Here is a 25416-nt window from a genome sequence, read left to right as displayed (position 1 = left end):
TCCTTAAGACTTTACATGCTCTGTAAGTAACTTACCGATATCTTGTACATGTGCTGAGATGTCTGCGAGTCCTGCTTCTTGTATAGCTCTTGGCATGCCATAGACAACAGCTGTTTCTTCAGACTCAGCAATCGTAAACGTCGTGCAATGTTCTTTGAGTATTTTCATGCCTTGAAGTCCGTCATGGCCCATTCCGGTCATAATTGCAGTTACAAATTGTAATTCCGATAACTCTGAAACTGATTCCAGTAAGACATCGACAGCTGGACGATGTCCCATCCGAGGTGCATCTTGGTCATCAAGACGAATGGCGTAGCTAACTCCTACACGTGCTACTTTCAGATGCTTACCGCCTGGTGCAATATACGCTGTATTTTTCTCAATTAGCTCTCCATTTTCAGCTTCTTTTACTGAAATATTACACAAACTGTTTAAGCGATCCGCAAGGGATTTTGTAAATCCTGCTGGCATGTGTTGAACAATTAAAATTGGGACACCGACATTTTTAGGAAGCGAGACGAGCACTTGTTGAAGGGCTCTTGGACCCCCTGTCGATGTACCTATAATTATGAATTGCTTTACCGCAGAGCGTGGGAGTGCTCCTTCAGTAGGAGAAACAAACGAACGTTTTGGTTTAACCACCAATTTTGTTCCAGTCGTTGCTACTGTAGAGTTAGATGGTGTTGCATTCGCTCTGCGGGGTAAGATTTTAACCATATCGATTTGAGATGCATCAAACACTTTTTCTATAATAATCTTTTCACTATCACGTAAATTGAGTGAGATTGCGCCTCCAGGCTTTGTGATGAAGTCCACTGCCCCATATTCCATAGCACGAATAGTATTTTCGGCGCCTTCTTTCGTCGTACTAGACAGCATAACAACTGGCAATGGATTCTCCTTCATGATTTGCTGGAGTGCACCTAAGCCATCAAGGACTGGCATTTCAATATCAAGCGTCATCACATCAGGCTTTAACAGACGTGCCTTATCTACTGCTTCTTGTCCGTTTCTTGCCGTACCGACCACTTCAAGGGAGGGATGAGATGAGATGATTTCAGATATTAATTTGCGCATAAATGCAGAGTCATCTGCAATCAGTACTCTCTTGGAAACGTTCGTATCCACAGTCATCCACGTCCCCTCGCAAATATTTTTTTGAGTTGTCCAAGAAACGTACTGCCCTCTTTACTATCTATATCGGTTCCTGATGAAATATAGTTAGTAGCAATTGCATTCATTCTACGAGAAATCGTGGCATTCGGGTAAAGTTTTACGAAAGGTTGTTGTGCAACAACTGATTTATGGACGGCAGCATCTTCAGGAAGTGCTCCTAACAAAGTCGTTTCCTTATTCAAAAACTTCCTCATAGCAAACTGCAAGCGAGTTACAGCTTCATTTCCATCTTCTTTTGGCTGTACTCGATTATTTACAATGAAGAACTTTTTTTCTGAATCTCTCAGACAAATGAATTTCATCATTGAGTATGCATCTGTAATGGATGTCGGTTCGGATGTCGCAATTACAATGATTTCATCTACTGCTACAATCAGTTCAATTGAACTTTCCGAAGCCCCAGCACCCATATCGAACAATATATAATCGTACTGCTGTTGTAGTGTTTCAAAGGCTTCAATGAGCCTTTCAAAGCGACTTTCTGTCCATTCCAATACAGTTTCCAGACCAGATCCTCCAGAAATAAAACTTAATCCGTCTGCACTTTCAGCAATTACTTCTACTAAAGTACGGTCTCCCGTTAAATATTCCTTCAAACCATATTGAGCTGATTCACCGAGTAAGATATGGACATTCCCCATGCCGATGTCCATGTCTACGATGATGACGCTCTTTCCTTGAGATTGTAGGCTACTTGCAAAATTAGTTGTGAAATTCGTTTTTCCAACTCCACCTTTTCCACTAATTACAGCAATGGAACGGGCTGCGGTTCCTTCTGCTTTCATCATCTTCAGTCGAAGCGCTTCCGCCTGATCACGCATGTGCTCCCTCCTCAAGTAAGAGAGTCAATATCTTTTCAACCGTTGCTTCTTCCAGGTCTTCTGGCACTTCTTGACCATCTGTTACATATGCAATTCCCATATTATAATCTATCAACATATTGAACACTGGTCCGATAGTTTCTGTTTCATCCAATTTTGTAAAGATAAATTGAGAAATCGGAAATTCTAAGAATTGGTCGACGATCGACCGCATATCTGACTCTTTCGTTGTAGTAGAAAGAACTAAATACGATTCCATTTCCAATTCAAAATCGATAAGTTGTTTCAAATCATCTACAAACTTTTTCTCTTTATAATTACGACCTGCTGTGTCAATGAACACAACATCTTTCGAAGACAGATTCTCTAATGCCTGTTTGAAGTCGGTATCATTATAAGCTACTTCAACTGGTGATTGAAGCAAATTAGCATAGGTTCGTAATTGTTCGATTGCGGCAATTCTATACGTGTCTGTAGTTATGAATCCTACTTTGCGTTTATTCTCAATGAGTGAACGCGCTGCAATTTTAGCGATTGTCGTTGTTTTTCCGACTCCTGTCGGTCCAAGTACGTTCACATATTTCTTTTTAAAATGAACACCACCGAACGGCAAGTCTGCAAGCTCATCTTTCAAAATTTCACGCGCGATTTTTTTCTGTTCATCAACTGTAAAATCAACTTTTTCAGCTTTCATACGTCCAAAAATCTCACTGGCAATCTTTTGGATTGTCCCATTATTCAACTCTTGCGCGCTCAATCTCGTCAACAATGAATGCATTTCTTCAGGGTATTGGTTAAATTCAAGCGGAGCATGATTCGTCTTAAGAAGTTGTTTCATTTCCTTCATTTCTTTTTTCAAATCATCAATCACGTCTTCTTGTGCATATTCAGTTTTCAGTTGCGACGAGAACGATGGAACTGTTTTTTCTTTAACGATAATCGGTTCGTCATATCCTGCAACGACTTCTACGCTTTTCTTTTTAAATAGTCCTAAAAACCCTTTAGATTGGACAATGGTAGAACTCAGAATAACCGAGTCGTCACCAAAGTCTTGACGGATTTTCTCCATCGCTTGGACCATTGTATCTGCTGTATACTTTTTCATTTTCATGCGACATCCACCACCCCTACACTCTGTACTTCCACAGAAGCTTCCAATTCATTATAAGACAAGATTGGGATTTGCGGGAAATAGCGTTCCGTAATTTGTCTCAGGTACATTCTGACTGCTGGTGAACAGAGTATGACAGGCGATTGGTCCAGTAACGCAACACGTTCCACTTCACTAGCAATCGATTCCAAGATTGCCTGCGAGTTTTGAGGGTCAATCGTTAAGTAGTTCCCCTGTTCAGTTTGTTGGACACTATCTGCAATCAGTTTTTCAACTTTTCCAGAGACAGTCATGACTTTCAATGCTTGTCCTTGAGGCGTATATTGTTCAGTGATTTGCCGCGCGAGTGACTGTCTAGCATACTCCGTCAACAAATCTACGTCAGCCGTATATTTTGAAGAATCCGCTAGTGTTTCAAAGATAATTGGCAAGTTCCGGATCGATACATGCTCACTTAACAACTTCGCCAACACTTTTTGAATCTCACCAACAGATAGCGGCGTTGGTGTAAGTTCATCCACAAGAATCGGATAGGACTCATGCACATGATCGATCAGTTGCTTCGTCTCTTGACGACCAATCAAATCTGAGGCATTTGCACGAATGATTTCTGTCAAGTGGGTTGAAACGACACTCGGAGGATCTACTACGGTATATCCTAAGATTTCCGCATCCTCTTTTACTTCTTCAGTAATCCATTTTGCTGGAAGACCGAAAGAAGGTTCTACAGTGTCTATTCCTGAGATTGAATCATCACCACCAGGACTCATTGCTAAATAGTGATCGAGCAACAACTCTCCTCTTGCCATTTCACTACCTTTAATTTTTATCCTGTACTCATTCGGCTGAAGCTGAATGTTATCACGAATCCGCACAACTGGAATAACGAGGCCAAGTTCTAGTGCAAGCTGTCTTCTTATCATAACAACGCGATCGAGCAAATCCCCACCTTGGGAAGCATCGACTAGAGGGATTAGTCCATAGCCAAATTCAAACTCAACTGGGTCTACATTCAATAAGTTTACGACGTTTTCTGGACTCTTCAGCCCTTCTGTTTGTTCGCTTTCTTCAAGTTCCAGTAATTCATCTGGATCCTCGTCTTTAGGTCGTGACATCATAAATGCACTTACCGCAAGAGCAATCGCAATTGGAATTGTTAAAATATCATTGATAGGTGTTGCAAGTCCTAACAAAAGAATCGTTACGGCTGCTACGTATAATAACTTAGGTTGCCCCAGCAACTGACTCGTAATATCTGTTCCTAAGTTGCCTTCTGAAGCAGCTCGTGTAACCACGATTCCGGTTGCGGTTGAAATGAGCAATGCTGGAATTTGGGAAACGATTCCGTCACCGACTGTTAGTTTAGAAAACGTTGTTGCCGCTTCTGCAAACGGTAGACCGAGTTGGACAACCCCGATAATCATCCCAACAAGCAAGTTGATCATAACGATGATAATCCCTGCTATTGCGTCTCCTTTTACGAACTTTGTCGCACCATCCATGGCACCATAAAAGTCCGCTTCGTTACTCACTTTTTCCCGGCGTTCTCTTGCTTGTGTGTCAGAAATCATTCCTGCGTTCAAATCTGCGTCAATACTCATTTGTTTCCCTGGCATTGCATCCAGTGTGAATCGAGCGGCAACTTCCGAAACACGCTCCGATCCTTTAGTAATAACGATAAATTGAATAATGATCAAAATCACGAACACGACAAGTCCTACTATTACGTTGCCTCCGGTTACGAACGAACCGAACGTGTCAACGACTCCCCCTGCACTTCCGTCACTCAAAATCGCACGAGTAGTAGATACGTTAAGACCAAGTCGAAAGAGTGTCAGTAAAAGGAGCAATGAAGGAAATATTGAAAACTGAAGCGCTTCTTGCATATTCATTGCTGTGAGAAGCACTAACAGCGCGAGAGTGATATTAATAATAATCAGGAAACTGAGCAACCAGTGAGGCAACGGAATGACAAGCATCGCAACAATCATAATTACGGATGCGAGTACACCGATATCTTTAAACTGCATGTCATCCCCACTTTCTGTTGTTCATTTAAATTTTGCGCTGAATCCGGTATACATACGCCAGTACTTCAGCAACTGCTTTAAAAAATTGATCGGGAATTCGATCCCCGATCTCTGTATCTGTATAGAGCGCACGAGCAAGCGGTCGATTTTCGACAGTCACAATTTCGTTCTCTTTCGCTATGAGTTTGATCTTTTGGGCAATGAAGTCGACACCTTTAGCAACAACTACAGGCGCATCCATTTCTCCATCTGTATACTTAATCGCGATCGCGTAGTGCGTCGGGTTCGTAATGACCACATCAGCTTGCGGAACTTCTTGCATCATTCTCCGCATGGCCATTTCACGCTGACGCTGTTTGATCTTAGATTTTATCAACGGATCGCCTTCTGAGTTCTTATATTCATCTTTAATGTCTTGTTTCGACATTTTTAAGTTTTTTTCATAGTCATATTTCTGGTAAAGAAAATCGAGGATGGAAATAAACAACAAGACAAACGAAGCTGTGATTCCCATCAAAGCAACAAGTTCACCGACGGTCTTCATGACAGCTGACGGTGTTTTAAACGCTAAATTCAATACTTTATCAATATTAAAATAAAGAATTATTGATGTAACACCACCGATAAATGAAATCTTTAACAATGATTTAAGTAACTCGACGATTGCTTTTATAGAAAAAATTCGTTTAAGTCCTTTAATCGGGTCGATTTTCTTCAAATCGAATTTCAACGGCTCTCCCGTGAATAGCAGTCCAAACTGTATCAAATTACCCGCAATTGCAGCTACCATCGCAACCAGCATGACAGGCAACATAATGAATGCCATTTCTTTAATGACTTCCATGTAGATTATCATGGTCTGATCAATATCTAGCTTTTCCATCGTTATGTATGTATGAAATGTTTCCTTGAAAAACTTATAAAAACGATCTTTCATGAATCCTGCTGCAAAAAATAAAAATAGGAATACTGAAAGCAGCACAATTGCACTAGTCACATCTTGACTCTTTAAGACTTGACCTTTTTTTCGAGAATCTTCTCGCTTTTTCGGTGTCGCTTTTTCCGTTTTCTCACCTGCGAAAAACTGAAGATCCAAGCGCAACATGTACTTATCCCCCTCCTAACAACACCATCAAATCTCTCATACTTACTGCCATCACTTCAAATATCTTTTGCATCATCGCTACAATGACGCCTCCCATGATGAAAAGCACAAGGAACCCCACCCCTATCTTAATCGGGAAACCAATTACGAAAATGTTAAGTTGTGGCACTGTTCGTGCAGTAATGCCAAGGGCTAAATCGACCAGGAACAATGTAGCGACTATGGGAATGGCCATTTGAAAGGAAATCCCAAACACAGCAGCCATCGTTTTCAATACATGTTCAGCGACACGCTCACTTCCAAATGATGGCCATAATTGGTCGATTGGAAGAAACTGATAACTATAAAACACACCATCCAACAAAACATGATGTCCATTTACTGCGAGAAGCAATAGCAACGCTAGTGAGTTGAAAAATTGACCCATCAAAGGTGATTGCGTTCCAGTTTGAGGATCAATGACGTTGGCAATTGCGAATCCCATTTGAAAGTCAATGAGACCTCCTGCTACTTGAATTGCTGCCATTACGATAAAGGCGATAATACCAATCGTTAATCCTATCAATGCTTCTTTCAGAACGAGCAGAATATAAGCTCCATTGATTTCAAGGTCTGGTACGTTCAGAGTAAATACAAACATCCATGCAAGTAGAGCAGCAAATACGATTCTCATTACGGGCGGTATAGCTTTGTACGAAAATAACGGAAGTGTAACAAAAAACGCAGATATCCGGGTCAAAACTAATAAATAGGTTGCAACAAACGGCATGAATGCATCCATTGGAGCTACCCTATATACCGGGATAAATTATCAAAGATATCAGCCGCATAAGCCGTTACTTTGGACAACATCCAAGGTCCGAAAAAAACAAGAGCGACGAGTACCGCAACAATTTTCGGTACAAATGCAAGGGTCTGTTCTTGAATTTGAGTAGTCGCTTGGAAAATACTGACCGCTAACCCGGTTACTAATGCAACAATCAGCAGGGGTCCTGCTGTCATTAAAATCACCCACACCGATCGCTCGGCGACAGCAATGATCATTTCACCTGTCAATCTGAACCCCTCCTAAAAGCTTTGCAGCAGTGATTTAACTATCAGATACCAGCCATCCACTAGTACGAATAACAATATTTTAAATGGCAATGAAATCATTACCGGTGGTAGCATCATCATACCCATTGACATTAGAATACTAGCAACAATCATATCAATGACCAGAAATGGAATAAAGATCATGAATCCCATCTGGAAGGCTGTCTTTATCTCACTTAATGCAAAAGCAGGAACCATCATTGTTAATGGAATGTCCTCCATCGTTTCAGGTCGATCTGCGTTGTTATATCTTAAAAATAACTCCAAATCTTTTTGCCGCGTATGTTTTCCCATAAATTCTTTGAAAGGTACACTAGCTTTTTCGTAGGCATCATCTAATGATATTTCTTCTGCAAACAACGGTTTCAAAGCGTCATCGTTCACTTGTTGGAATGTAGGCGCCATAATGAAAAAAGTTAAAAACAGAGCTAGTCCTATAAGAACTTGGTTTGGTGGCATTTGTTGGGTTGCCAACGCTGAACGGACAAACGATAAAACAATAATGATCCTGGCGAACGATGTCATCAGGATCAGAATCGCTGGAGCTAGGGATAGAACGGTCAATAGAAGAAGCATCTTTACGGACGTCGATACTGCACCCGGATCACTATCCGAAAAAAATTGCATAAAGTCATTCATTCCGATTGCGCTCCTTCTCCGTCAGTTGATCGAGCTGACGTTTCCTCTCGTTCTCGACTTCAGTCAACTTATGTTTAAACAGTTTACCGAAATCGTCTGGTTCTTCTTGTTTCTGATAAGGGTTGGTCTTTCGATTTTTCAATCCATTCACAAGTTTCATTACGAGACTTTGTTGAAGGACTTCATCTTCTTCAGAGTAATAGGCAGCCAGCTGCGCAATTTCCTCTGGATTCGAAAGTTCTTTTAGCAGCTGTACATCATCCCCAACACCAATCAGGAAGTACTGCTCACCAATTTTCACTAATTGAATCGACTTCTGCTGGCCAAGTGACAAGCCACCCATGTTTTGCATGAGCTTGCCATGTTGAGTCACACGATTTCTCGTGTTGATGAACTTCACCATGCCATAAATCAAGGCAATGACAAACGCAAGAGCTAAAAGTGTCTTAATATAATCCCATGCAGTTAAACCGACCGGTGACGGATTGCGACTCAAATCTGCTTCTTCAGGAGTCTTGCTTTCTGTAGCAGGTGATCCATCTTTTTCATTATTTTTATTAAGGTAGTCTGTTACCGATGAATCTGTTGCTGCCTGGACAGTCAAAGGAGTCACACTAGAAACTATGCAAAGTGTTACAAGCAACAGCATAGAAATGACTGCAAACGTCTGGAATTTAGCTAAGTGCTTTTTCAATTGCTTCAACAACCCGGTCTGCCTGGAATGGCTTCACAATGAAGTCTTTTGCACCTGCTTGAATCGCGTCAATTACCATTGCTTGCTGCCCCATTGCTGAACACATAATAATTGTCGCATTCGGATCTTTTTCTTTGATCGCCTTTAACGCTGCGATTCCGTCCATTTCCGGCATAGTAATATCCATTGTTACAAGGTCTGGTTTTAATTCGAAATACTTTTCGACTGCTTGAACACCATCTGCAGCTTCTCCAACTACTTCAAAATTATTTTTTGATAGAATATCTTTTACCATCATTCGCATAAATGCTGCATCGTCCACTATTAAAATACGTTTTGACATTTCCATGACCTCCAAGGTTTATCGTAAATTATTTAACCGTTCTGTTTGACTTAAGATGTCCGTAATCCGAACACCGAAGTTTTCGTCTATAACAACAACTTCACCTTTTGCAATGTGTCTGTTATTCACGAGAATATCGACAGGCTCTCCTGCTAATTTGTCGAGTTCAATAATAGATCCGCTCGACATTTCCAATATTTCCTTAACAGATCGCTTCGTACGGCCCAACTCAACTGTAACTTTCAACGGAATGTCTAGCAATAAGTTTAAATTAGAAGTTTCGTTTTGACTCAAAGATGGTGATTCGAAACTCGCAAACTGCGCTTGCTGTACATTCGCATGCTGATTTTGTTGCTGTCGTGGTGGCAATTGCTGTGTTTCGTTATAGCCTGAATGTTGTTGTGCAGTTTGTTGCTGCTGAACTTGCTGAGGCTGTTCAGGTTGTGGTACCGCCTGTGGTGCTGGTTCTGCAACTGTTGGCGCTGCTTCTGCCGTCGAATTTCCGACTAAAGACGAAACTAGCTCTTTACCGAGACCTAAAGGAAACAGTTGCATAATATTCGAATCAATGAGAGTACCCACTTTTAAGTTGAATGATACACGTATGAGTAAATCTTCGTTTGGTATGCTTCCTGTGCCTTTATCTTTTTGGACATCTAGTAACTCAATCGTCGGTGGTGAAATATCTACTTTTTTATTGAACACTGTCGACATCGAAGTTGCAGCAGAGCCCATCATTTGGTTCATCGCTTCTTGTACAGCACTTAGATGAATCTCGCCCAAATCTTCATCCGGTGATAGCCCATCTCCACCAAGCATCAGATCAGCAATTATAGCAGCATCACTTTGCTTGATGACAAGTAAATTTGTTCCGCTTAGTCCAACTGTATATTCAACGCCTACTGCGACATATGGATGAACAAATTCTGTTTCAAGATCATTTCGATCAATTACAGAAATCGCAGGTGTCGTGATTTCAACTTTTTGACCTAGCAAACTAGATAACGCTGTTGCTGAACTTCCAAATGAAATATTCCCAATTTCCCCTAGAGCATCTTGCTCCATTTCATCGAGATAATCGTCTGTTGAAATACCTTGCATCTCCTGCTCCGCTTCAGCTCCAGTATCTATGGATTCTCCACGTAATAGAGCTTCTATTTCTTCCTGTGAAAGGATATTGTCACTCATCATCTTCGTCATCCCCTCCAATCAGGGTATCAAGTATTTGGACAGCCATACGATTTCTCAAATGGCCAGGTTGTGCGGTAAATTTAGGAATGCCGCTTACTTCTATAGTAAGTGGCGCGTCATATGCGGTATCCAGTTCGATACAATCGCCAAGTTGTAAATACAATAAGTCTTCAATTGTCATAGCTCCTTCACCGAGTTTCGCAACAACCGGTAGGTCAGCCTTTTTAATTCTTTTTTCCAACACTATACTTTGCTCAGGTGTCGGTTCTTTCTTATTCGTCTGCATCCAATACCTTACAGAAAGGTTCGGTACGATTGGCTCGAGAACAACATGAGGAATACAGATGTTAATCATTCCACTTGATTCACCGATTACAATATTGAACGAAATGACAACAACCGTCTCATTCGGAGATATCATCTGAAGAAATTGCGGATTCACTTCCATTTCAGCTAGAAACGGATCGATGTCGGCAATATTCGACCAAGCTTCACGTAAGTTGTCAAAGGAACGCTCGAATAGCCCTGTCAGGATTTTCGTTTCAATCTCTGTCATGTTATCAATTTTCCCTGAACTCTCACCATAGCCACCCATCAGTCGTTCCAGCATAGAATATGCGACATTCGGGTTGACCTCCATGATGATGTTCCCTTCAAGTGGTGGGACTTCAAAAATATTGAGGAGCGTCATGTTCGGGATCGACCGAATGAACTCCTCAAAAGGAATTTGGTCAACTGACGCCACATTGATTTGAATATAAGTACGTAATTTAGCTGAAAAATAAGTAGTGAGCAATCGTGCAAAGTTTTCATGAATTCTCGTCAAACTACGAATCTGGTCTTTAGAAAATCGTAATGCCCGCTTGAAGTCATATACTTTTACTTTTTTAGTTTCATCTTCTTTTTTAATTTCGTCCGCTGTCATTTCCCCTGTTGAAATGGCGGACAGTAGTGCGTCTATCTCATTTTGAGATAAGATATCTCCCGACATTTGGCCACCTCCTTCTCACTCTGAATTGGTCGAACCATTACTGAATAATATAGGAAACGATATATACCTTCTCAATCTTTCCTTCTTTCATGAGAGGATTCAGCTGAGCTTTTATGGCATCTTCAAAAGCTTGCTTCCCTGTTTTTCCTTCGAAGTCTTTAGCCGTCTTTTCGGAAAGCTCCTGGATGACGATGTTATTCACTTGGAAGTCACGTTTCGTAAGTTCCTCTGCTGCTTTTTTATTGCTAGTTTGGATTTTTAATGAAATCCGGATAAATTGTCTTCCATTCAAATTAGTTGTGATTTCTGGAATGTCTACGGATGATTCGATAATCTCATCAATGGAAGGTTCTTTATCCGCAGCGTCACCTTTGTTCAGTTGCATCATTAAAATGAGTCCCACAACACCAACGAGAGTAATACAAACTAAAATGATTAGAGAAATTGTCAATATTTTATTCTTCATCTTTTTCACCTCTCAAATGTGGGTTCGACAGTAGTTGAACAGATTGATAGAAGTTAATGATACGTTCGTTCACGGTATCGATAGGATCGAGGACGACGTATTTCGTTCCCGTCGTTAACGTGATCGTCGTATCGGGAAACGATTCTACTTTTTCTATGTAGAGAGCATTTAAATGGAATGCAGCTCCGTTTAAGCGTGTTACTTGTATCATATGTAAAGGGCCAGGCACAAGAGCCGGCCCGACCCTCCTTTAACGAGCAAATTATGTGTTGCTGTATGCTATATTGATTATCGCTTCAAGTTAACGAGTTCTTGAAGGATTTCATCGGATGTTGTGATAATTCTTGTGTTTGCTTGGAAACCACGTTGAGCTACGATCATTTCTGTGAATTCTTCAGAAAGGTCGACGTTGGACATTTCTAGGGAGCCGGATTTGATAGTACCACGACCACCTGATTGAGGAGCTCCAGGAATGACTGGCCCTGAGTTGGTTGAGGCTTCAAAGATATTACCGCCCACTTTATTAAGTCCTCCAGGATTATTAAATTTAGCAATATTAATAATTCCCACTTCAACTGGGTTGCCACCTGTGTCAGGAACATACGTAACAGAACCATTTTGACCGATTGACATGCTAGTCGCAGTAGGAGGAATGGTGATTTTCCCACCTCCAGTTTTCTGTAAGTACCTTCCGTCACCATCAACTACGTCTCCGTTTTGGTCCATATAAAAATTTCCGGCCCTTGTATAAACATCTTTTGTTCCATCTTTTACAACAAAGAAACCATCACCCTCAATTGCCAAATCTAGTGTATTACCTGTGAACTGAGTAGAACCTGCGGTGTGAAGAGTATCAATAGTAGCTAGTTGTGAACCCAAGCCCACTTGCTTAGGGTTAACTCCTCCACGATTTCCACCTGGTGCACTAGCTCCCGCCACAGTTTGAGAATACAAATCTTTAAAAACCGTACGCCCCTTCTTAAAGCCATACGTATTAACGTTTGCGATATTGTTACCAATCACGTCTAGTTTCGTTTGAAAGTTTTTGAGTCCTGAAATTCCTGAGTACATTGAGCGTAACATAATGTGTTTTCCCCTCTCGGATTGTAGAGTGCATCTGCCTCTGTCGGTCGGCAGTGCGGTGGCATCCTCATTTCACAAGGTCCTGCCAGTTGTTCGTTTGTTAGCTTAAGATAATTGTTCCATCAATGTTCGTGAAAAGCTGATCTTTTGCTTCTTTACGATCCATCGCAGTAATGACTGTAGAGTTTTTAGCACTGACGATCAGTGCAGCTTGGTCCATCAGTACGAGTGAGTCGCGAATTCCTTTCGCTTTTGCCTCGTTTACTTTGTCCGTGACATGAGCCCATTCAGCTTCAGAAATCGAGATATTCCGTTCCGTCAGACGTTCTGTCGCATGTTTACTGACTTTCAACGGTTGTGGTGTAAGCGCGTTGTTCAGTTGTTCGACGAATGACTGTTTGGGTACGGACTGTTTCAATTGTCCGGGTCGTATGTGCGGCTGCGATTGGAGACGCTGAATGTTGAGCTGTTCCATACAATCGCTCCGTTCTAACTAGTTATTTGCTTATTGAAGTGAATTTGTTACCTTCAATCTTTTCTCCGTTATCGAGAATATACAAAAGTTTCCCATCTTTATTAGAAACTGATGTAACTGTTCCCGTCTTTTCGGTTTCACCATCTAGATAACCTACTGTTTTTCCGATTAGCATGCTGGCTTCTACTAGACTATTGGAATTCATATCACCTGATAGTACTTCTGAAATGTTCCCCGGCGACAATTCTTGACCATCATCCATCGTGAATACTACAGATCCATTTACATATTTAATAGATGTTATTGTCCCTGTACCCTCTGTAATGACAGGCTTACCGTCCTCGTCAGGTTCTTCAGCAACTTTATGCCACTTAATCTCTTTTCCAACAAAAGAATTGTATTGAATCAACTGGCTTTGGTTTTGGGATTCTGCAAATTTCTCAAAAGCTTTCGTGAGATTCATTGTTTGTTCCAGTGCCGAAAATTGCGCCATTTGTGCAATGAACTCATTATCTTTCATCGGGTTTGTAGGATCTTGGTTTTGCAACTGTGCAATCAGTAGCTTCATGAAATCGTCTTTTCCTAAAGTCCCCTGACCGGTTTTCCTTTCATCCCGTTGTTTGTTCATGAGATACATGGATTCTTTTATAGGTTGTTGCCCATCTACCATTTGTTACACCTCCACATCAAGCAAATATTCTTGGAATGATTGTTGTTCATCATGTTCATGCTCTTGTTGTTCTTGCTCGCTGTCATTCCCTTTGAACTGTTGATGGTTAAAGTTCTGACTGCGATCATTTCTCGATGGATCTTGAACAGCTTGTGTTACGTCAATCCGATCTACTTGAATGTTTTGCTGGTTAAATGACTGTCTTAATTGATGTAGTTGGCTGTCGAGCATCTCTTTTCCGAGTGCTGTTGAAGCAAGTATCCTAGCAGTCATAACACCGTTAATTTGAATAAGCTCAATACGAATTTGACCAAGTTGTTCTGGATTCAGCTTGACTAACAAACGATTTGTGCCACCCTGTTGACCAAAGTTCGTTTGTTTAAAAAGTCCTTGTAATTTTGCAAGCAACGCTTCAGATTGACTGGTCGGTCGTGCTTCTTGAGTCTCTAATGAAAAAACATTCCTAGATACTATCGGTTGAACACCCGTATTTTGAAGAAGTTGCGATTGATTTTGCTCGCTTTTTCCTTCATTAGATGCCTGTTCTTGACTATTCTTTGTCACATTTACCATCGTATTCACGAAAGCTGTTTGAACTTGAGTCTCATTTCTATTAACAATCGTTTTTGGAATGGCTTCATTATCATGAATACCTTTCAACTGTCCACTCAACTGCATCAAACTACCTTGTTGCCATCCGAGCAAGTCTCTTGTCGGCAGCACAGTTTCAACAGTTTTTAGTAAAGCTAAAACATTTGTAGCTTGTTGTTGAACTAATTGATCCTTGCTATTCAGCATACTTTCTAGTGAACTAGATAGTTTTGATGCATGTGCGTTTACGACATTTAAAAGAGTCCAGAGATCGTTAGAATACATAACCTCCGCTAATTCTTCTTTCGAAACGCCTGCTTCTTCTAACATTGAACTGATTGTTTCCATTAGCTCTGTAGGGTCAATTTCTAAAGCCCTACCCAATTCTTCAAGAGGACTAGCTTGTCCCAGCTTACCAAGACCATTTAAAATATCTTCTTGTGGAATTCCAGTTAGTTCTTCTAGCGCTGCAGCAAGATCTTCGACATTTGAAGCAGAAAAGATATTACCTATTGTTTCAGTTAATGAACCTAACTGATCGCTCGAAGGTGAAGTTTTCGCTGTTTCAACACTTTTCGTCATTCCCGCAAGCACTGAACCAAATTTTCCGCCTGGATCTCCAGAAGATCGAATTGCATTTCCAGCTACAGCAGTTGGTGATATCATTGCCATTGGCATTGAACCAACATTCATTTTTTCACCTCCTTAGATAAAATCTATTACTTTATGATTATATCATCATTTTGCTAAAAGAGCAGTATATTTAGCGGCATCTTTCGCAGACATTTTTTCGAGAATAGCAGCCAGCGTATTTGCTTTCATTTGGGACAAAAGTTGAAGAGCCCGGGCATCGTCCATCTCTGTAATAACAGGCGCAGCTGATTTTGCAGACATTTGTTCAAAAGTCGAGACAAGCTGTCCAATTTCCTTTTTTGAATCATCATTCGTTCTCTTTATAACTAAAATTTCCGCTTGCAATTTTTCTTGCGCTAAGACAAGTTCTTCGTTTTTCGCGTTGGACTTTTTCAAGTCTTCTTGAATTCCCATAAGTTGTTGTTCTTTTTGTTTCAATTCTTCTTTCATAGCAACGACACGCTCTTCTAATATTTTTTTGTCTTTTTTTGTTGAAGAGTCTTGTTTTTTCTGCTCAAGCACTGGAACAGTAGCTGTCCATTCCTTTGCTTTTTCAACTACATTTACATCTGCAACTTTTGCAATAATGAGCAGAACAGCAATCGCAAAAATAAGCGGAATTACAAACCACGCAAGCAACATCTGAAAGAAACTACCTGCCTTACGCTCTTCTTTAAACGAGTCTGGGGTCTTATTCTTTTTTCGTTTCACCGGCTTACCACCCATTTTCATTTTTGCGGAATTTCAGTGTCGATAGCTCATCCAACCGTTCTGCTTCTTTATGTTCCATTTCATCTTGAAAAGCATCCCGATCTTTTTCCCGCATTTTTTCGTATTTCTTCACTTCTATCGTTTTATCGAGCAAGCGCTCTTCATACCAGTTCATCTTGCCCCGTGCTTGAATGACTCGTTGTTGCACAGAGTTAATTTTCATTTCTAAGCTTTCAATGAATCTAGCATAGTGATGAATTTCATTCACCGCAAATCCTTTTATCATCTTTTCTTGTTGCTCTACTAAAACATTCTCTTTCTTTTTCAAAAGATCATAAAGTTCAGTAGCAATCGTTTCAAATGTTTCAACGGATTCCTTATATGCAGACTCCGTCTCATTCTTTTCCTGCTCCCGAAACGTTAGGACTTTCTCGAAACGATAGTGATAGGACTTCACGTATGACCGCCCCCAGTAGCGAGCGCAATCAGCTCTTCAATACTTTCTTCCATCGAAATATTGTCTTTGTACCCTTGTTTAAGGAATTTTGTAATGAGCGGTTCGTATTCGATAGCTTGGTCGATTTCTTTTGAAGTCCCTCGTTTGTATGCACCTATATTGATAAGGTCTTCTGACTTATCATACGTATAGTACAATTCACGTAGTTTCTCTGCAGCTTTCACATGCTCTGGGTCAGCAATGTGATTCATAAGTCGACTGACACTTTTCAATACGTTTATAGCAGGATATTGGCCTTTGTTCGCAAGCGTCCTATCTAACACGATATGACCATCCAAAATTCCTCGAACCGCATCCGCGATTGGCTCATTCATATCATCGCCATCGACCAAGACTGTATAGAACGCAGTTATCGCTCCGAATTCGTTCGTACCACTTCGTTCAAGCAGCTTAGGTAAAATTGCAAAAACGGAAGGCGTGTATCCTCTTGTTGCAGGAGGTTCTCCGACAGCCAGTCCAATTTCTCGTTGAGCCATTGCAACACGTGTCACGGAGTCCATCATGAGCATGACATTCATGCCCTTATTTCTGAAGTATTCTGCGATAGCTGTCGCCGTAAACGCGCCTTTTATACGCATAAGCGCAGGTTGGTCAGAAGTTGCAGCAACGACTATCGTCCTACTTAACCCTTCAGAACCTAAATCTCTATCGATAAATTCGCGAACCTCCCTACCACGCTCCCCGATGAGTGCGATGACGTTTAGATCGGCTGTTGTATTTCGTGCAATCATACCGAGTAGTGTACTTTTCCCTACACCTGAACCAGCAAAAATCCCTACTCGCTGACCACTACCTACTGTCAACATTCCGTCAATTGCTTTAACGCCGACTGCTAATTTGTCATTAATGGTCGGTCGAGTTAAAACGTTGGGAGGGTTTTGCTCCGTTCGAACTGTTGCAAGCCCTTTTGGTAGTGACGATTGGTCAATGGGATTCCCCATCGAATCAAGTACTTTACCGATCAAATTCATACCGACCTTTACTTCAAGCGGCTTCCCTGTTCCTTCCACTAAGCAACCACTCGAAATCTCAGTTACATTTGTAAAAGGCATCAACATGACTATTTCTTCACGGAAACCAACCACTTCGGCTAAAATTTTTGATTCTGATGTGCTTGTCGGATTTAAATGGATGATACATAAATCACCGATTGAACTTTCCGGCCCTTTAGACTCAATCATTAAACCAACGACCCTTGCGACACGACCATACTTCTTAAACGTTTTGACACTAGATATTTTATTCGAAAGTTCTTCAGCTTTATTCATGATCAGCCCTCGCTTTCCAATAGTTCCACAAGGCGCTCTTTCATCTCATTTAACTGTTCATCAACACTCACGACGATTCTGCCATGATTCGTTTCGATGTAACACTCTGTACTTTCGAACTCATCATTCACAAAAATAAGTATCGGTACGTCAGGCGGAAAAATCGAAGCTAGTTCTTCTCGGCTATCTGAAACGAGTTTATAGTATTCAGGAGATACATACACTTTCACTTCACGCATTTCACGAGCCTCTTTCAAGCCTCGCTTCACAATAGAGACATACAACTCCGCGTTTTCCTCTAGCGCCTGACCGAGAATGCGTTCTGCAGATTTCATTGCAATTTCTAAGATCAATCGCTCTTGATGATCCAAGTAGGACTGACCATTCTTTTGTGCAACCTCGATCGTTTCATTGACATGGTTGATTGTACCTTGCATATCTGAAATACTTTTTTTCGTTCCTTCTTCAAATCCTACTTGGAACGCTTCTTCATATGCTTGTTGTTGGAGAACTGCTTTTTCAGCTTCCCAAGCATTTCTCATCGCATCAATATCATCATGAGCTGTTACACGCATTTGTTCAATTGCAGCTTTTTCAATACTCGAATGAGTACGTGCGTCATTCATTAAACGGTCTCGCTCCATAATAATCTCTGCTAAATTCATCTGTGGAGCCGCTGCAGCTTCTTCGTTGTCCGTAACAGTCTGGAGACTGCGAATCCCAATCTTCTTCACACCTGCCATTTGGTTCGAGCCAGGTCTGTAAATATTAGACAATCACATCATCTCCTCCACCGCGTGCAATAATAATTTCGCCCGCATCTTCTAGACGACGTATTGTCGCAACAATACGGGATTGCGCTTCTTCAACATCACGAAGTCTGACTGGTCCCATGACATCCATCTCTTCTTTAAACGACTCGGCCATGCGCTGAGACATATTTTTGAAGAGTATGTCTTTAACTTCTTCACTGGATACTTTCATAGAAAGAATGAGATCTTCATTTTCACAATCACGGATGACACGTTGAATTGACCGGTTATCGAGCGTAATAATATCTTCGAAGACAAACATTCGCTTTTTGATTTCTTCTGCAAGTTCAGGATCCTGAATCTCGAGTGCATCAAGGATGGTTTTCTCAGTGGCTCTATCCACTCCATTAAGAACTTCAACTACCGCATCTATGCCACCTGTATCCGAGTAATCTTGCGTAACAGTCGAAGAAAGTTTACGTTCAAGCACAGCCTCAATTTCACTGATGACTTCAGGTGAAGTAGATTCCATCGTCGCAATCCGTTTAGCGATATCTGCTTGCATTTCTTGCGGTAAGGAAGAAAGAATCATACCTGCCTGCTCCGATTCCAAGTAGGACAAAATGAGTGCAATCGTTTGTGGATGCTCATTTTGAATAAAATTCAAAATCTGGCTTGGCTCAGTCCTTCGAGCAAAATCAAACGGACGAACCTGCAGAGAAGAAGTCAATCGGTTAATAACTGCCTGTGCGTGCTCTTTGCCTAACGCTTTCTCGAGAACTGTTTTAGCATATCCAATACCGCCTTGAGAAATATAATCTTGAGCAAGGGCAATATTATGAAACTCCTCAATGATTTCTTCTTTAACGACAGACTCTACTTTCCGGACTCCGGAGATTTCGAGTGTTAAGCGCTCAATTTCTTCTTCCGTTAAATGCTTGTAAATCGCAGCGGAAACTTCAGGACCGAGAGAGATCAAAAGGAGAGCTGCCTTTTGCTTCCCGGACATATCTTTATCTTTTTTTACCATGTCTGACCTCTCCTTAGTCCTCTGCTATCCAAGTGCGTAGCAATTTCGCGAATTCTTCCGGTTTTTCTTTCGCCATTTTTTCAAGTTGTTTTCTACGTAAGGTTCCTTCAGTCTCAACTTCACCATTGATATCACTGACTTCAATTGCTTCCAATTGCTCCTCCAGTGCGCGTGCTTCTTCTAATGCTAGTGCCTTATCTTTACGTCGTTTTCTAACATAAAGAATAACTAACACAATTATTACGAGGACAAGCACTCCACCTACAACATAAACCCACCAAGGAATAACGGTTCGTTCTGCATCGAAATCAGCTTGTTTACCGCGAATCGGTTGAATCGATACTGCAATTTTCTCGGCTAGTTGTTCTTCAGTCAGTTCTCCTGCAGAAACTTTGTCGATAGACGTACGTACAATCGTTTCAAGAATTTGTTTGATGTCATCTTCAACACCCGGTTCTAAAGATCCAGGGTCATCCGCAGTTGGTGGTTCAACCATTACTTGTAAACCAATATCTCGAATTTTATAAGGACTTTCGACAATGTTTTTACGAATACGATTCACTTCGTTATTAATTGTCTCTTCCACTCGTTCATAATCGCCACTACCAGTGGATCCTTCAACAATTGTTGTTCGGTTATCGGTCGGATCTTCTCCTTCAGGGATACCACCTGGCACAGCACCATCACCCGTAAATGTTTCTGTTATACGTTGTACACTAAGTGCTATTCCTTCCATGCTTTCTTCGTCAACCGGTGTAACAAGATTTTCTTCACGTTTTTCTTGTTGGAAATCGATATCCGTCGTTACCGATACTACGACTTTATCTTGCCCCATCATGGATCCTAACATCATTTGAACTTGACGCTGCAGATCACGTTCAATCGATTTCTTGATTGTCATCTGATCTGCAACATTTGAACCGAACTGATTATTCTCTTGGTTCAAATCATAGTATTCGAAGTACTGGTTCATCACTACGATATCTTCCGGAGATAAATTCGGAATACTTTTAGAGATCAAGTTGTACAGCCCTTTGATCTGTTGCTCACTGAACTGCTGACCAGGTTCTGTCTGCAGGACAATGGAAGCACTCGCTGCTTGAACATCTTCGTTAACGAAGACCCCTTGAGTAGGAAGAGTAATCATTACTTTGGCGTCCTGCACACCTTCAATTCCAGTGATTAGTTTCGCAAGTTCATTTTGCATCGTTGCAAGCTTAATCATATTGAACTCATTATCAGTGGTTCCGAAACCTGCGTTTTCAGAGAAAAACGAGTAGTCGATTTTTCCTGAATTTGCTAGACCTTGAGACTCTATCGAAACAAGTAAATCATCCACTCGCTCTGCAGGTACTAGTATAGAGGTACCACCTGGTGCGATTTGGTTCGGCACTGCTTGTGCATCTAACTCTTCTTTTATTCTACCAATATCCGACCGAGATAGGTCTTTGTATAACGGAACAAACGTCGTACGAGATAGGAAGAAAGTAAGAAGTGCTGCAACAATGAGAATTGAAGCAGCAATGCTAATGTACAAGATTTTCTGTTTTTTTGTCCGGTTCGACCAAAACGCTTGTAAGTCGTTTTTGATCTTTGTCAATCTCTCTTTCATTCTGATCCTCCGGTCGGCAAACGTCATCCGTACTCAATCTAATGAATAACGCCATATTTTTCTTACACTGGCATGCGCATAACTTCTTGATATGCTTCAATTACTTTATTACGAATTTCCATAGTGGCATTCAATGCTACAGAAGCTTTTTGTGCAGTAATCATCACATTATGCAGATCGACATCCTCACCACGAACCAGCTTTTCAGTCATGACATCAGACTGAACTTGAGCAGAATTCACATCTTGGATAGCATTTTTTAAAAAACTACTGAAGTTTTGTTGTGATTCAAATGTGGTAGGCGAGGTTTTCGTTGCATCAGGCGAAAGGCCTGGTGCCAGTGCCATGATTGAAGAAATTGCCATAAGCTCTCATCCTTTCATTCTCTTATTTTCCGATTTCAAGTGCTTTCATTAACATCGCTTTGTTCGAATTAAGAACCGTAATGTTTGCCTCATACGAACGAGTCGCAGACATCATATCGATTGTTTCTCGTAATGGATCGACGTTAGGCATTTCTACGTACCCTTCTGCATTTGCGTCTGGATGTGTAGGATCAAAGACTTGGTTAAAAGGAGTTTCTGTATCTTCTTGAATTTTCGATACAGTGACCCCATTGCCGATTCCACCTCTGTCACGAGTGCCCATCGCAGCATTTAAGAAGTTTGAAAACTGTTCTTGTTTCGGTTGAAATGATACAGATTTCCTTTGATAGGGTTGCCACTCACCGTCAACTAGTTTCCCTCGAGTTGTTTCTACATTCGCCATATTAGAAGAAATAACGTCCATACGAAGCCGTTGTGCCGTTAAAGCAGAAGCTGAAGAATTCAAGCTATGGAAGATTGACATGATTATCGTCCTCCCTTGATAACATTATTAAGTGAATTGAACTTGCTGCTAATTCTATCGGCAAGAGCATTGTAATAGATCTGGTTGGCAGCTAGATCCGCCTGTTCTTTATCCATATCCACACCATTACCATTTTGGTTATAACTATAATTTGCATAGGTATGCTTTGTTCCACCAGTTGCAGTTGGAGCAAACTGCAGGTGTCTCTGATCCGTTCGATACGCTTCTAACTGAGCCGTCTTTGCATCGTTTAAGTAATTTTTAAAGTCCACCGTTTTCACTTTATAATTTGGCGTGTCAACATTCGCCACGTTCTGAGAAATTGCTTTAGATTTGTCAGATGAGAAATTGAGTCCTTTTTCTAAAGCGGAAATCGTTCCTCCAAAAAGGTCCATACTGTATTCCTCCTTCGTTTATTATTAAGAAATCTATTAAATTCGACATAATCTATTAAAATCCAACAATTTATTCTCATTGTATCGGATAGTGAACCATTTTGTCTATACAAATTATATATAATTACCAGAAATTTTACTTACAATATCGCATTTGTTCACAGTAATTCCCCTATTATTAGTTCCAATGTCCCCTTTTTCTTCATTTGATAAATCTAAATATTTTAGATTATTTTTAAAAGATTTTTAATGTTTGTCTAATATATCCAGTAGAGAAGTATTATTTACATAAAAAAAAACGAGTGAAAAGCGGCAATCGCTTTTACTCGTTTTAAATTTCTTTTTAAGTTGACAGGTTATGATTTTTGCTTTTCAAGCTCTTCTAGGAATTTGCTGTTCAACACTTTGATATATGTGCCTTTCATTCCTAGTGAACGTGATTCAATTACTCCAGCACTTTCAAGCTTACGAAGTGCGTTTACGATAACTGAGCGTGTAATTCCAACGCGGTCAGCAATTTTAGAAGCAACCAGAAGTCCTTCATTTCCATCTAACTCATTGAAGATATGCTCAATTGCTTCATGTTCACTGTATGATAGTGAGTTGATAGCCATTTGAACGACCGCTTTACTGCGAGCTTCTGTTTCGATTTCTTCAGATTTCTCTCGAAGAATTTCCATTCCGACAACAGTTGCACCGTATTCAGCAAGGATAAGGTCGTCTTCTTTAAATTCATCGCTCAAACGAGCAAGAATAAGTGTTCCAAGACGTTCGCCGCCACCGATGATTGGAACAATTGTTGTTAATCCAGCTTTAAAGAGTTCCTGGTTTTCAACAGGGAATACTGTATATTCGCTATCAATTCCAATGTTTGGTGATGTTTCGCGAATTTCAAAAAGCTGTTTTGTGTAGTCTTCAGGGAATTTACGATCCTCAAACATTTGTTTCATGCGCTCGTTTTCAATCTGGTGATGGATTTCAAGCCCAAGTAGCTTTCCTTTTCGACTCACGATGAATGCGTTACAGTCAATTACTTCACTAAGTTGCTCAGCCATTTGTTTGAAGTTCACTTGCTTACCTGCAGTTTCTTGAAGCATAGCATTAATCTTTCTCGTTTTTACTAACAGTGTCATTATATTTTCCTCCTCATTATTTCGGAACTGATAAGAATATTCTAAAGGTTTTTAATTGTTAATTAAACTATTTTGACTTTGTCACAAGATGAAATGTGACAAATCTTTGTCCTTGACGATACCTTGCAACTTTTCATCGACATAAGCAGGTGTAATTTTAATGCTTGTTGGACCAATATCTGATGCTTCAAACGAAAGTTCCTCAAGTAGACGTTCGACAATTGTATGAAGTCGTCTTGCACCGATGTTTTCAGTGTTATCATTCACATCGAATGCAATTTCAGCGATTCGATTGATAGCATCATCTGCGAACTCTAACAGGACGTCCTCTGTTGCCAGAAGTTTCTCGTATTGTCGAAGAAGGGAGAAATCTGGCTCTTTCAAAATCCTGACAAAATCCTCTTTGGTTAATTTGTCTAATTCAACACGAATCGGGAATCGCCCTTGTAATTCCGGTATAATATCAGACGGCTTTGCCATATGGAAAGCACCCGCAGCTATGAATAAAATATAATCGGTTTTCACCGCACCATACTTCGTATTCACAGTTGAGCCTTCTACAATTGGTAAAATATCACGTTGAACCCCTTCACGGGAGACGTCAGCACTAGAAGAGCCGCCACTCTTGCTTGCGATTTTATCCATTTCATCAATGAAGATAATTCCAGATTGCTCCGTTAACTGGACTGCCTGGCGTGCAATTTCGTCATGATCAATTAGTTTGTCCGCTTCTTCGGCTTCTAATACTCTTCTTGCATCTTTTACAGAAAGTTTTCTTGTTGTCGTTTTTTTCGGCATAAGCGAAGAAAGAGCATCTTGCATATTCGACCCCATCTGTTCCATTCCAGAACCTTGAAGCGCATCAAACATGGAAGGCTGTTGGGAAGCGACTTCAACAGTCACTTGCTCTTCTTCAAGCTTTCCTTGTTTCAGCAAGTCAGCAATTTCACTACGCTTACGTGTCATCTCTGTAACTTCTTCATGCTCTTCAGCGTCACTCTCATTCTTTTGCCCACCAAACAGCATTTCAAACGGATTTTGCATAGATCCCTTCTTTTTCTTTGAAGGAACGAGCAATTCCACTAAGCGTTCTTCCGCTTGAACCGCTGCTTGACCTTTCACTTGAGCGCGCTGTTTTTCCTTGATAATCCGGACACCCGTTTCAACGAGGTCACGCACCATAGATTCAACGTCTCGTCCAACGTAACCAACCTCTGTAAACTTCGTTGCTTCGACTTTTACAAAAGGCGCATCCACGAGTTTTGCAATGCGACGTGCGATTTCCGTTTTCCCTACTCCGGTTGGTCCAATCATCAAAATGTTTTTCGGGATGATTTCGTTTTTTTCTTCGTCAGTCAACAAGTTACGTCTATAGCGATTTCGTATTGCAACCGCCACTGCTCGCTTCGCCTTATCTTGCCCAACAATGTAACGATTTAAAAATGCAATCATTTCTTTTGGCGTTAGTTGTTGTGAAGTCATTCCCCCAGCACCTCCACGATAATCTTGTCGTTTGTAAATACACAAATTTCAGAAGCCGTTTCAAGTGCTGCGCGAGCAATCTGTTCAGCAGTCAAGGACTCCCCCGCATATTTTGCAAGTGAACGTCCAGCTGCTAATGCATAGTTTCCACCTGATCCAATCGCAAGAATGCCATCATCAGGCTCGATCACTTCACCTGTTCCTGATACTAGGAGGAGACTCTCGTCGTTCATCACAAGTAGCATTGCCTCTAGTTTGCGAAGTATCTGGTCGCCTCGCCATTCTTTTGCAAGTTCCACAGACGCCCGCTGTAGATTACCGTTGTACTCTGTCAATTTATCTTCAAATAGATCGAACAGTGTAAATGCATCGGCAACAGACCCTGCAAATCCTGCGAGTACGTTCCCGTTAAATAATCTGCGGACTTTTTTTGCGGTATGTTTCATAACTACACTTTCTCCCATGGTCACTTGACCATCACCAGACATTGCACAAACTCCCTTATGCCGAATGGCAAAAATCGTAGTTGCATGAAATTCCATTTAAATTTCCT

The 25416-nt window shown here is 40.9% G+C and carries 30 protein-coding genes; all 30 read right to left on the bottom strand.

The window, feature by feature from the left end:
• Positions 1-3: 3 nt before the first annotated feature.
• On the bottom strand, positions 4-1134 hold the full coding sequence (locus RL70_RS02995; protein ID WP_039041936.1) for a chemotaxis response regulator protein-glutamate methylesterase: 1131 nt from the start codon (positions 1132-1134) through the stop codon (positions 4-6).
• A complete protein-coding gene (locus RL70_RS02990) occupies positions 1131-1997 on the bottom strand; it encodes a MinD/ParA family protein (protein WP_039041935.1) in 867 nt (288 codons plus the stop codon). The genes RL70_RS02995 and RL70_RS02990 overlap by 4 nt, the downstream gene beginning before the upstream one ends.
• Positions 1990-3108, bottom strand: a complete 1119-nt coding sequence (gene flhF, locus RL70_RS02985) for a flagellar biosynthesis protein FlhF (protein WP_039041934.1) — start codon at positions 3106-3108, stop codon at positions 1990-1992. Before flhF ends, RL70_RS02990 begins: the two co-directional genes overlap by 8 nt.
• Entirely contained in the window at positions 3105-5138 is a 2034-nt protein-coding gene (gene flhA, locus RL70_RS02980) for a flagellar biosynthesis protein FlhA (RefSeq protein WP_039041933.1), read from the bottom strand. The genes flhF and flhA overlap by 4 nt, the downstream gene beginning before the upstream one ends.
• 25 nt (positions 5139-5163) lie before the next feature.
• Positions 5164-6243 (bottom strand): flagellar biosynthesis protein FlhB, encoded by a 1080-nt coding sequence (gene flhB, locus RL70_RS02975; RefSeq protein WP_039041932.1) that lies wholly within the window; start codon positions 6241-6243, stop codon positions 5164-5166.
• Between the two features lie 4 nt (positions 6244-6247).
• A complete protein-coding gene (gene fliR / locus RL70_RS02970; RefSeq protein ID WP_039041931.1) occupies positions 6248-7024 on the bottom strand; it encodes a flagellar biosynthetic protein FliR in 777 nt (258 codons plus the stop codon).
• A gap of 5 nt (positions 7025-7029) precedes the next feature.
• A complete protein-coding gene (gene fliQ / locus RL70_RS02965) occupies positions 7030-7299 on the bottom strand; it encodes a flagellar biosynthesis protein FliQ (RefSeq protein WP_025785034.1) in 270 nt (89 codons plus the stop codon).
• Between the two features lie 12 nt (positions 7300-7311).
• Positions 7312-7977 carry a flagellar type III secretion system pore protein FliP gene (gene fliP / locus RL70_RS02960; protein WP_039041930.1) on the bottom strand — a complete coding sequence of 222 codons (666 nt, stop codon included), beginning with the start codon at positions 7975-7977 and terminating at the stop codon, positions 7312-7314.
• Entirely contained in the window at positions 7970-8671 is a 702-nt protein-coding gene (locus RL70_RS02955; RefSeq protein ID WP_156137878.1) for a flagellar biosynthetic protein FliO, read from the bottom strand. The genes fliP and RL70_RS02955 overlap by 8 nt, the downstream gene beginning before the upstream one ends.
• A complete protein-coding gene (locus RL70_RS02950) occupies positions 8652-9014 on the bottom strand; it encodes a response regulator (protein ID WP_025785037.1) in 363 nt (120 codons plus the stop codon). Before RL70_RS02950 ends, RL70_RS02955 begins: the two co-directional genes overlap by 20 nt.
• 18 nt (positions 9015-9032) lie before the next feature.
• Positions 9033-10202 carry a flagellar motor switch phosphatase FliY gene (gene fliY / locus RL70_RS02945; protein WP_039042002.1) on the bottom strand — a complete coding sequence of 390 codons (1170 nt, stop codon included), beginning with the start codon at positions 10200-10202 and terminating at the stop codon, positions 9033-9035.
• Positions 10195-11196 carry a flagellar motor switch protein FliM gene (fliM, locus tag RL70_RS02940; RefSeq protein ID WP_039041928.1) on the bottom strand — a complete coding sequence of 334 codons (1002 nt, stop codon included), beginning with the start codon at positions 11194-11196 and terminating at the stop codon, positions 10195-10197. The genes fliY and fliM overlap by 8 nt, the downstream gene beginning before the upstream one ends.
• A gap of 37 nt (positions 11197-11233) precedes the next feature.
• On the bottom strand, positions 11234-11662 hold the full coding sequence (gene fliL / locus RL70_RS02935; protein ID WP_039041927.1) for a flagellar basal body-associated protein FliL: 429 nt from the start codon (positions 11660-11662) through the stop codon (positions 11234-11236).
• Positions 11652-11873: a flagellar FlbD family protein gene (locus tag RL70_RS02930; RefSeq protein WP_039041926.1), complete on the bottom strand. Its 222-nt coding sequence runs from the start codon at positions 11871-11873 to the stop codon at positions 11652-11654. Before RL70_RS02930 ends, fliL begins: the two co-directional genes overlap by 11 nt.
• A 77-nt stretch (positions 11874-11950) precedes the next feature.
• A complete protein-coding gene (flgG, locus tag RL70_RS02925; RefSeq protein ID WP_039041925.1) occupies positions 11951-12745 on the bottom strand; it encodes a flagellar basal body rod protein FlgG in 795 nt (264 codons plus the stop codon).
• Between the two features lie 100 nt (positions 12746-12845).
• Positions 12846-13220: a TIGR02530 family flagellar biosynthesis protein gene (locus RL70_RS02920; protein WP_039041924.1), complete on the bottom strand. Its 375-nt coding sequence runs from the start codon at positions 13218-13220 to the stop codon at positions 12846-12848.
• Positions 13221-13242: 22 nt separating this feature from the next.
• Positions 13243-13890 (bottom strand): flagellar hook assembly protein FlgD, encoded by a 648-nt coding sequence (gene flgD, locus RL70_RS02915; RefSeq protein ID WP_039041923.1) that lies wholly within the window; start codon positions 13888-13890, stop codon positions 13243-13245.
• A gap of 3 nt (positions 13891-13893) precedes the next feature.
• The gene (locus RL70_RS02910; RefSeq protein WP_039041922.1) at positions 13894-15174 is read right to left on the bottom strand and encodes a flagellar hook-length control protein FliK; all 1281 of its coding nucleotides are present in this window, start codon (positions 15172-15174) and stop codon (positions 13894-13896) included.
• A 45-nt stretch (positions 15175-15219) separates the two neighbouring features.
• A complete protein-coding gene (locus RL70_RS02905) occupies positions 15220-15825 on the bottom strand; it encodes a MotE family protein (protein WP_052245739.1) in 606 nt (201 codons plus the stop codon).
• A 4-nt stretch (positions 15826-15829) separates the two neighbouring features.
• Positions 15830-16282 carry a flagellar export protein FliJ gene (fliJ, locus tag RL70_RS02900; protein ID WP_039041921.1) on the bottom strand — a complete coding sequence of 151 codons (453 nt, stop codon included), beginning with the start codon at positions 16280-16282 and terminating at the stop codon, positions 15830-15832.
• Positions 16279-17610, bottom strand: a complete 1332-nt coding sequence (gene fliI, locus RL70_RS02895) for a flagellar protein export ATPase FliI (RefSeq protein WP_039041920.1) — start codon at positions 17608-17610, stop codon at positions 16279-16281. Before fliI ends, fliJ begins: the two co-directional genes overlap by 4 nt.
• A 2-nt stretch (positions 17611-17612) precedes the next feature.
• A complete protein-coding gene (gene fliH, locus RL70_RS02890) occupies positions 17613-18386 on the bottom strand; it encodes a flagellar assembly protein FliH (protein WP_052245738.1) in 774 nt (257 codons plus the stop codon).
• The gene (fliG, locus tag RL70_RS02885; protein ID WP_039041919.1) at positions 18379-19392 is read right to left on the bottom strand and encodes a flagellar motor switch protein FliG; all 1014 of its coding nucleotides are present in this window, start codon (positions 19390-19392) and stop codon (positions 18379-18381) included. The genes fliH and fliG overlap by 8 nt, the downstream gene beginning before the upstream one ends.
• Positions 19393-19405: 13 nt before the next feature.
• A complete protein-coding gene (gene fliF, locus RL70_RS02880) occupies positions 19406-21004 on the bottom strand; it encodes a flagellar basal-body MS-ring/collar protein FliF (protein WP_039041918.1) in 1599 nt (532 codons plus the stop codon).
• Between the two features lie 62 nt (positions 21005-21066).
• A complete protein-coding gene (fliE, locus tag RL70_RS02875; RefSeq protein ID WP_039041917.1) occupies positions 21067-21369 on the bottom strand; it encodes a flagellar hook-basal body complex protein FliE in 303 nt (100 codons plus the stop codon).
• A 22-nt stretch (positions 21370-21391) separates the two neighbouring features.
• Positions 21392-21853: a flagellar basal body rod protein FlgC gene (gene flgC, locus RL70_RS02870; protein WP_039041916.1), complete on the bottom strand. Its 462-nt coding sequence runs from the start codon at positions 21851-21853 to the stop codon at positions 21392-21394.
• 2 nt (positions 21854-21855) lie between these two features.
• Positions 21856-22248 carry a flagellar basal body rod protein FlgB gene (flgB, locus tag RL70_RS02865; protein WP_039041915.1) on the bottom strand — a complete coding sequence of 131 codons (393 nt, stop codon included), beginning with the start codon at positions 22246-22248 and terminating at the stop codon, positions 21856-21858.
• A 356-nt stretch (positions 22249-22604) separates the two neighbouring features.
• A complete protein-coding gene (gene codY, locus RL70_RS02860; protein WP_039041914.1) occupies positions 22605-23381 on the bottom strand; it encodes a GTP-sensing pleiotropic transcriptional regulator CodY in 777 nt (258 codons plus the stop codon).
• A gap of 81 nt (positions 23382-23462) precedes the next feature.
• Positions 23463-24863 carry an ATP-dependent protease ATPase subunit HslU gene (hslU, locus tag RL70_RS02855; RefSeq protein ID WP_039041913.1) on the bottom strand — a complete coding sequence of 467 codons (1401 nt, stop codon included), beginning with the start codon at positions 24861-24863 and terminating at the stop codon, positions 23463-23465.
• Positions 24860-25405, bottom strand: a complete 546-nt coding sequence (gene hslV / locus RL70_RS02850; RefSeq protein WP_039041912.1) for an ATP-dependent protease subunit HslV — start codon at positions 25403-25405, stop codon at positions 24860-24862. Before hslV ends, hslU begins: the two co-directional genes overlap by 4 nt.
• Positions 25406-25416: the final 11 nt, after the last annotated feature.

It is taken from the genome of Sporosarcina sp. ZBG7A, assembly GCF_000813425.1.
Lineage (GTDB): Bacteria > Bacillota > Bacilli > Bacillales_A > Planococcaceae > Sporosarcina.
The sequence above is the reverse complement of the archived record's forward strand: the minus strand, read 5'-3'. Positions and strand labels throughout refer to the sequence as shown.

What these genes read in the sequence shown, in the direction of transcription:
- RL70_RS02910 (WP_039041922.1), bottom strand. Translation starts at nt 15,174, where the DNA reads ATGAATGTTGGTTCAATGCCAATGGCAATGATATCACCAACTGCTGTA.
- hslU (WP_039041913.1), bottom strand. Translation starts at nt 24,863, where the DNA reads ATGACTTCACAACAACTAACGCCAAAAGAAATGATTGCATTTTTAAAT.
- flhA (WP_039041933.1), bottom strand. Translation starts at nt 5,138, where the DNA reads ATGCAGTTTAAAGATATCGGTGTACTCGCATCCGTAATTATGATTGTT.
- fliL (WP_039041927.1), bottom strand. Translation starts at nt 11,662, where the DNA reads ATGAAGAATAAAATATTGACAATTTCTCTAATCATTTTAGTTTGTATT.
- fliF (WP_039041918.1), bottom strand. Translation starts at nt 21,004, where the DNA reads ATGAAAGAGAGATTGACAAAGATCAAAAACGACTTACAAGCGTTTTGG.
- flhF (WP_039041934.1), bottom strand. Translation starts at nt 3,108, where the DNA reads ATGAAAATGAAAAAGTATACAGCAGATACAATGGTCCAAGCGATGGAG.
- RL70_RS02930 (WP_039041926.1), bottom strand. Translation starts at nt 11,873, where the DNA reads ATGATACAAGTAACACGCTTAAACGGAGCTGCATTCCATTTAAATGCT.
- flgD (WP_039041923.1), bottom strand. Translation starts at nt 13,890, where the DNA reads ATGGTAGATGGGCAACAACCTATAAAAGAATCCATGTATCTCATGAAC.
- flgG (WP_039041925.1), bottom strand. Translation starts at nt 12,745, where the DNA reads ATGTTACGCTCAATGTACTCAGGAATTTCAGGACTCAAAAACTTTCAA.
- fliG (WP_039041919.1), bottom strand. Translation starts at nt 19,392, where the DNA reads ATGGTAAAAAAAGATAAAGATATGTCCGGGAAGCAAAAGGCAGCTCTC.
- flgC (WP_039041916.1), bottom strand. Translation starts at nt 21,853, where the DNA reads ATGTCAATCTTCCATAGCTTGAATTCTTCAGCTTCTGCTTTAACGGCA.
- RL70_RS02950 (WP_025785037.1), bottom strand. Translation starts at nt 9,014, where the DNA reads ATGTCAAAACGTATTTTAATAGTGGACGATGCAGCATTTATGCGAATG.
- fliM (WP_039041928.1), bottom strand. Translation starts at nt 11,196, where the DNA reads ATGTCGGGAGATATCTTATCTCAAAATGAGATAGACGCACTACTGTCC.
- RL70_RS02990 (WP_039041935.1), bottom strand. Translation starts at nt 1,997, where the DNA reads ATGCGTGATCAGGCGGAAGCGCTTCGACTGAAGATGATGAAAGCAGAA.
- fliP (WP_039041930.1), bottom strand. Translation starts at nt 7,977, where the DNA reads ATGAATGACTTTATGCAATTTTTTTCGGATAGTGATCCGGGTGCAGTA.
- flgB (WP_039041915.1), bottom strand. Translation starts at nt 22,248, where the DNA reads ATGGACCTTTTTGGAGGAACGATTTCCGCTTTAGAAAAAGGACTCAAT.
- flhB (WP_039041932.1), bottom strand. Translation starts at nt 6,243, where the DNA reads ATGTTGCGCTTGGATCTTCAGTTTTTCGCAGGTGAGAAAACGGAAAAA.
- fliI (WP_039041920.1), bottom strand. Translation starts at nt 17,610, where the DNA reads ATGAATAAAGCTGAAGAACTTTCGAATAAAATATCTAGTGTCAAAACG.
- fliR (WP_039041931.1), bottom strand. Translation starts at nt 7,024, where the DNA reads ATGGATGCATTCATGCCGTTTGTTGCAACCTATTTATTAGTTTTGACC.
- RL70_RS02995 (WP_039041936.1), bottom strand. Translation starts at nt 1,134, where the DNA reads ATGACTGTGGATACGAACGTTTCCAAGAGAGTACTGATTGCAGATGAC.
- fliE (WP_039041917.1), bottom strand. Translation starts at nt 21,369, where the DNA reads ATGGCAATTTCTTCAATCATGGCACTGGCACCAGGCCTTTCGCCTGAT.
- RL70_RS02920 (WP_039041924.1), bottom strand. Translation starts at nt 13,220, where the DNA reads ATGGAACAGCTCAACATTCAGCGTCTCCAATCGCAGCCGCACATACGA.
- hslV (WP_039041912.1), bottom strand. Translation starts at nt 25,405, where the DNA reads ATGGAATTTCATGCAACTACGATTTTTGCCATTCGGCATAAGGGAGTT.
- fliY (WP_039042002.1), bottom strand. Translation starts at nt 10,202, where the DNA reads ATGAGTGACAATATCCTTTCACAGGAAGAAATAGAAGCTCTATTACGT.
- codY (WP_039041914.1), bottom strand. Translation starts at nt 23,381, where the DNA reads ATGACACTGTTAGTAAAAACGAGAAAGATTAATGCTATGCTTCAAGAA.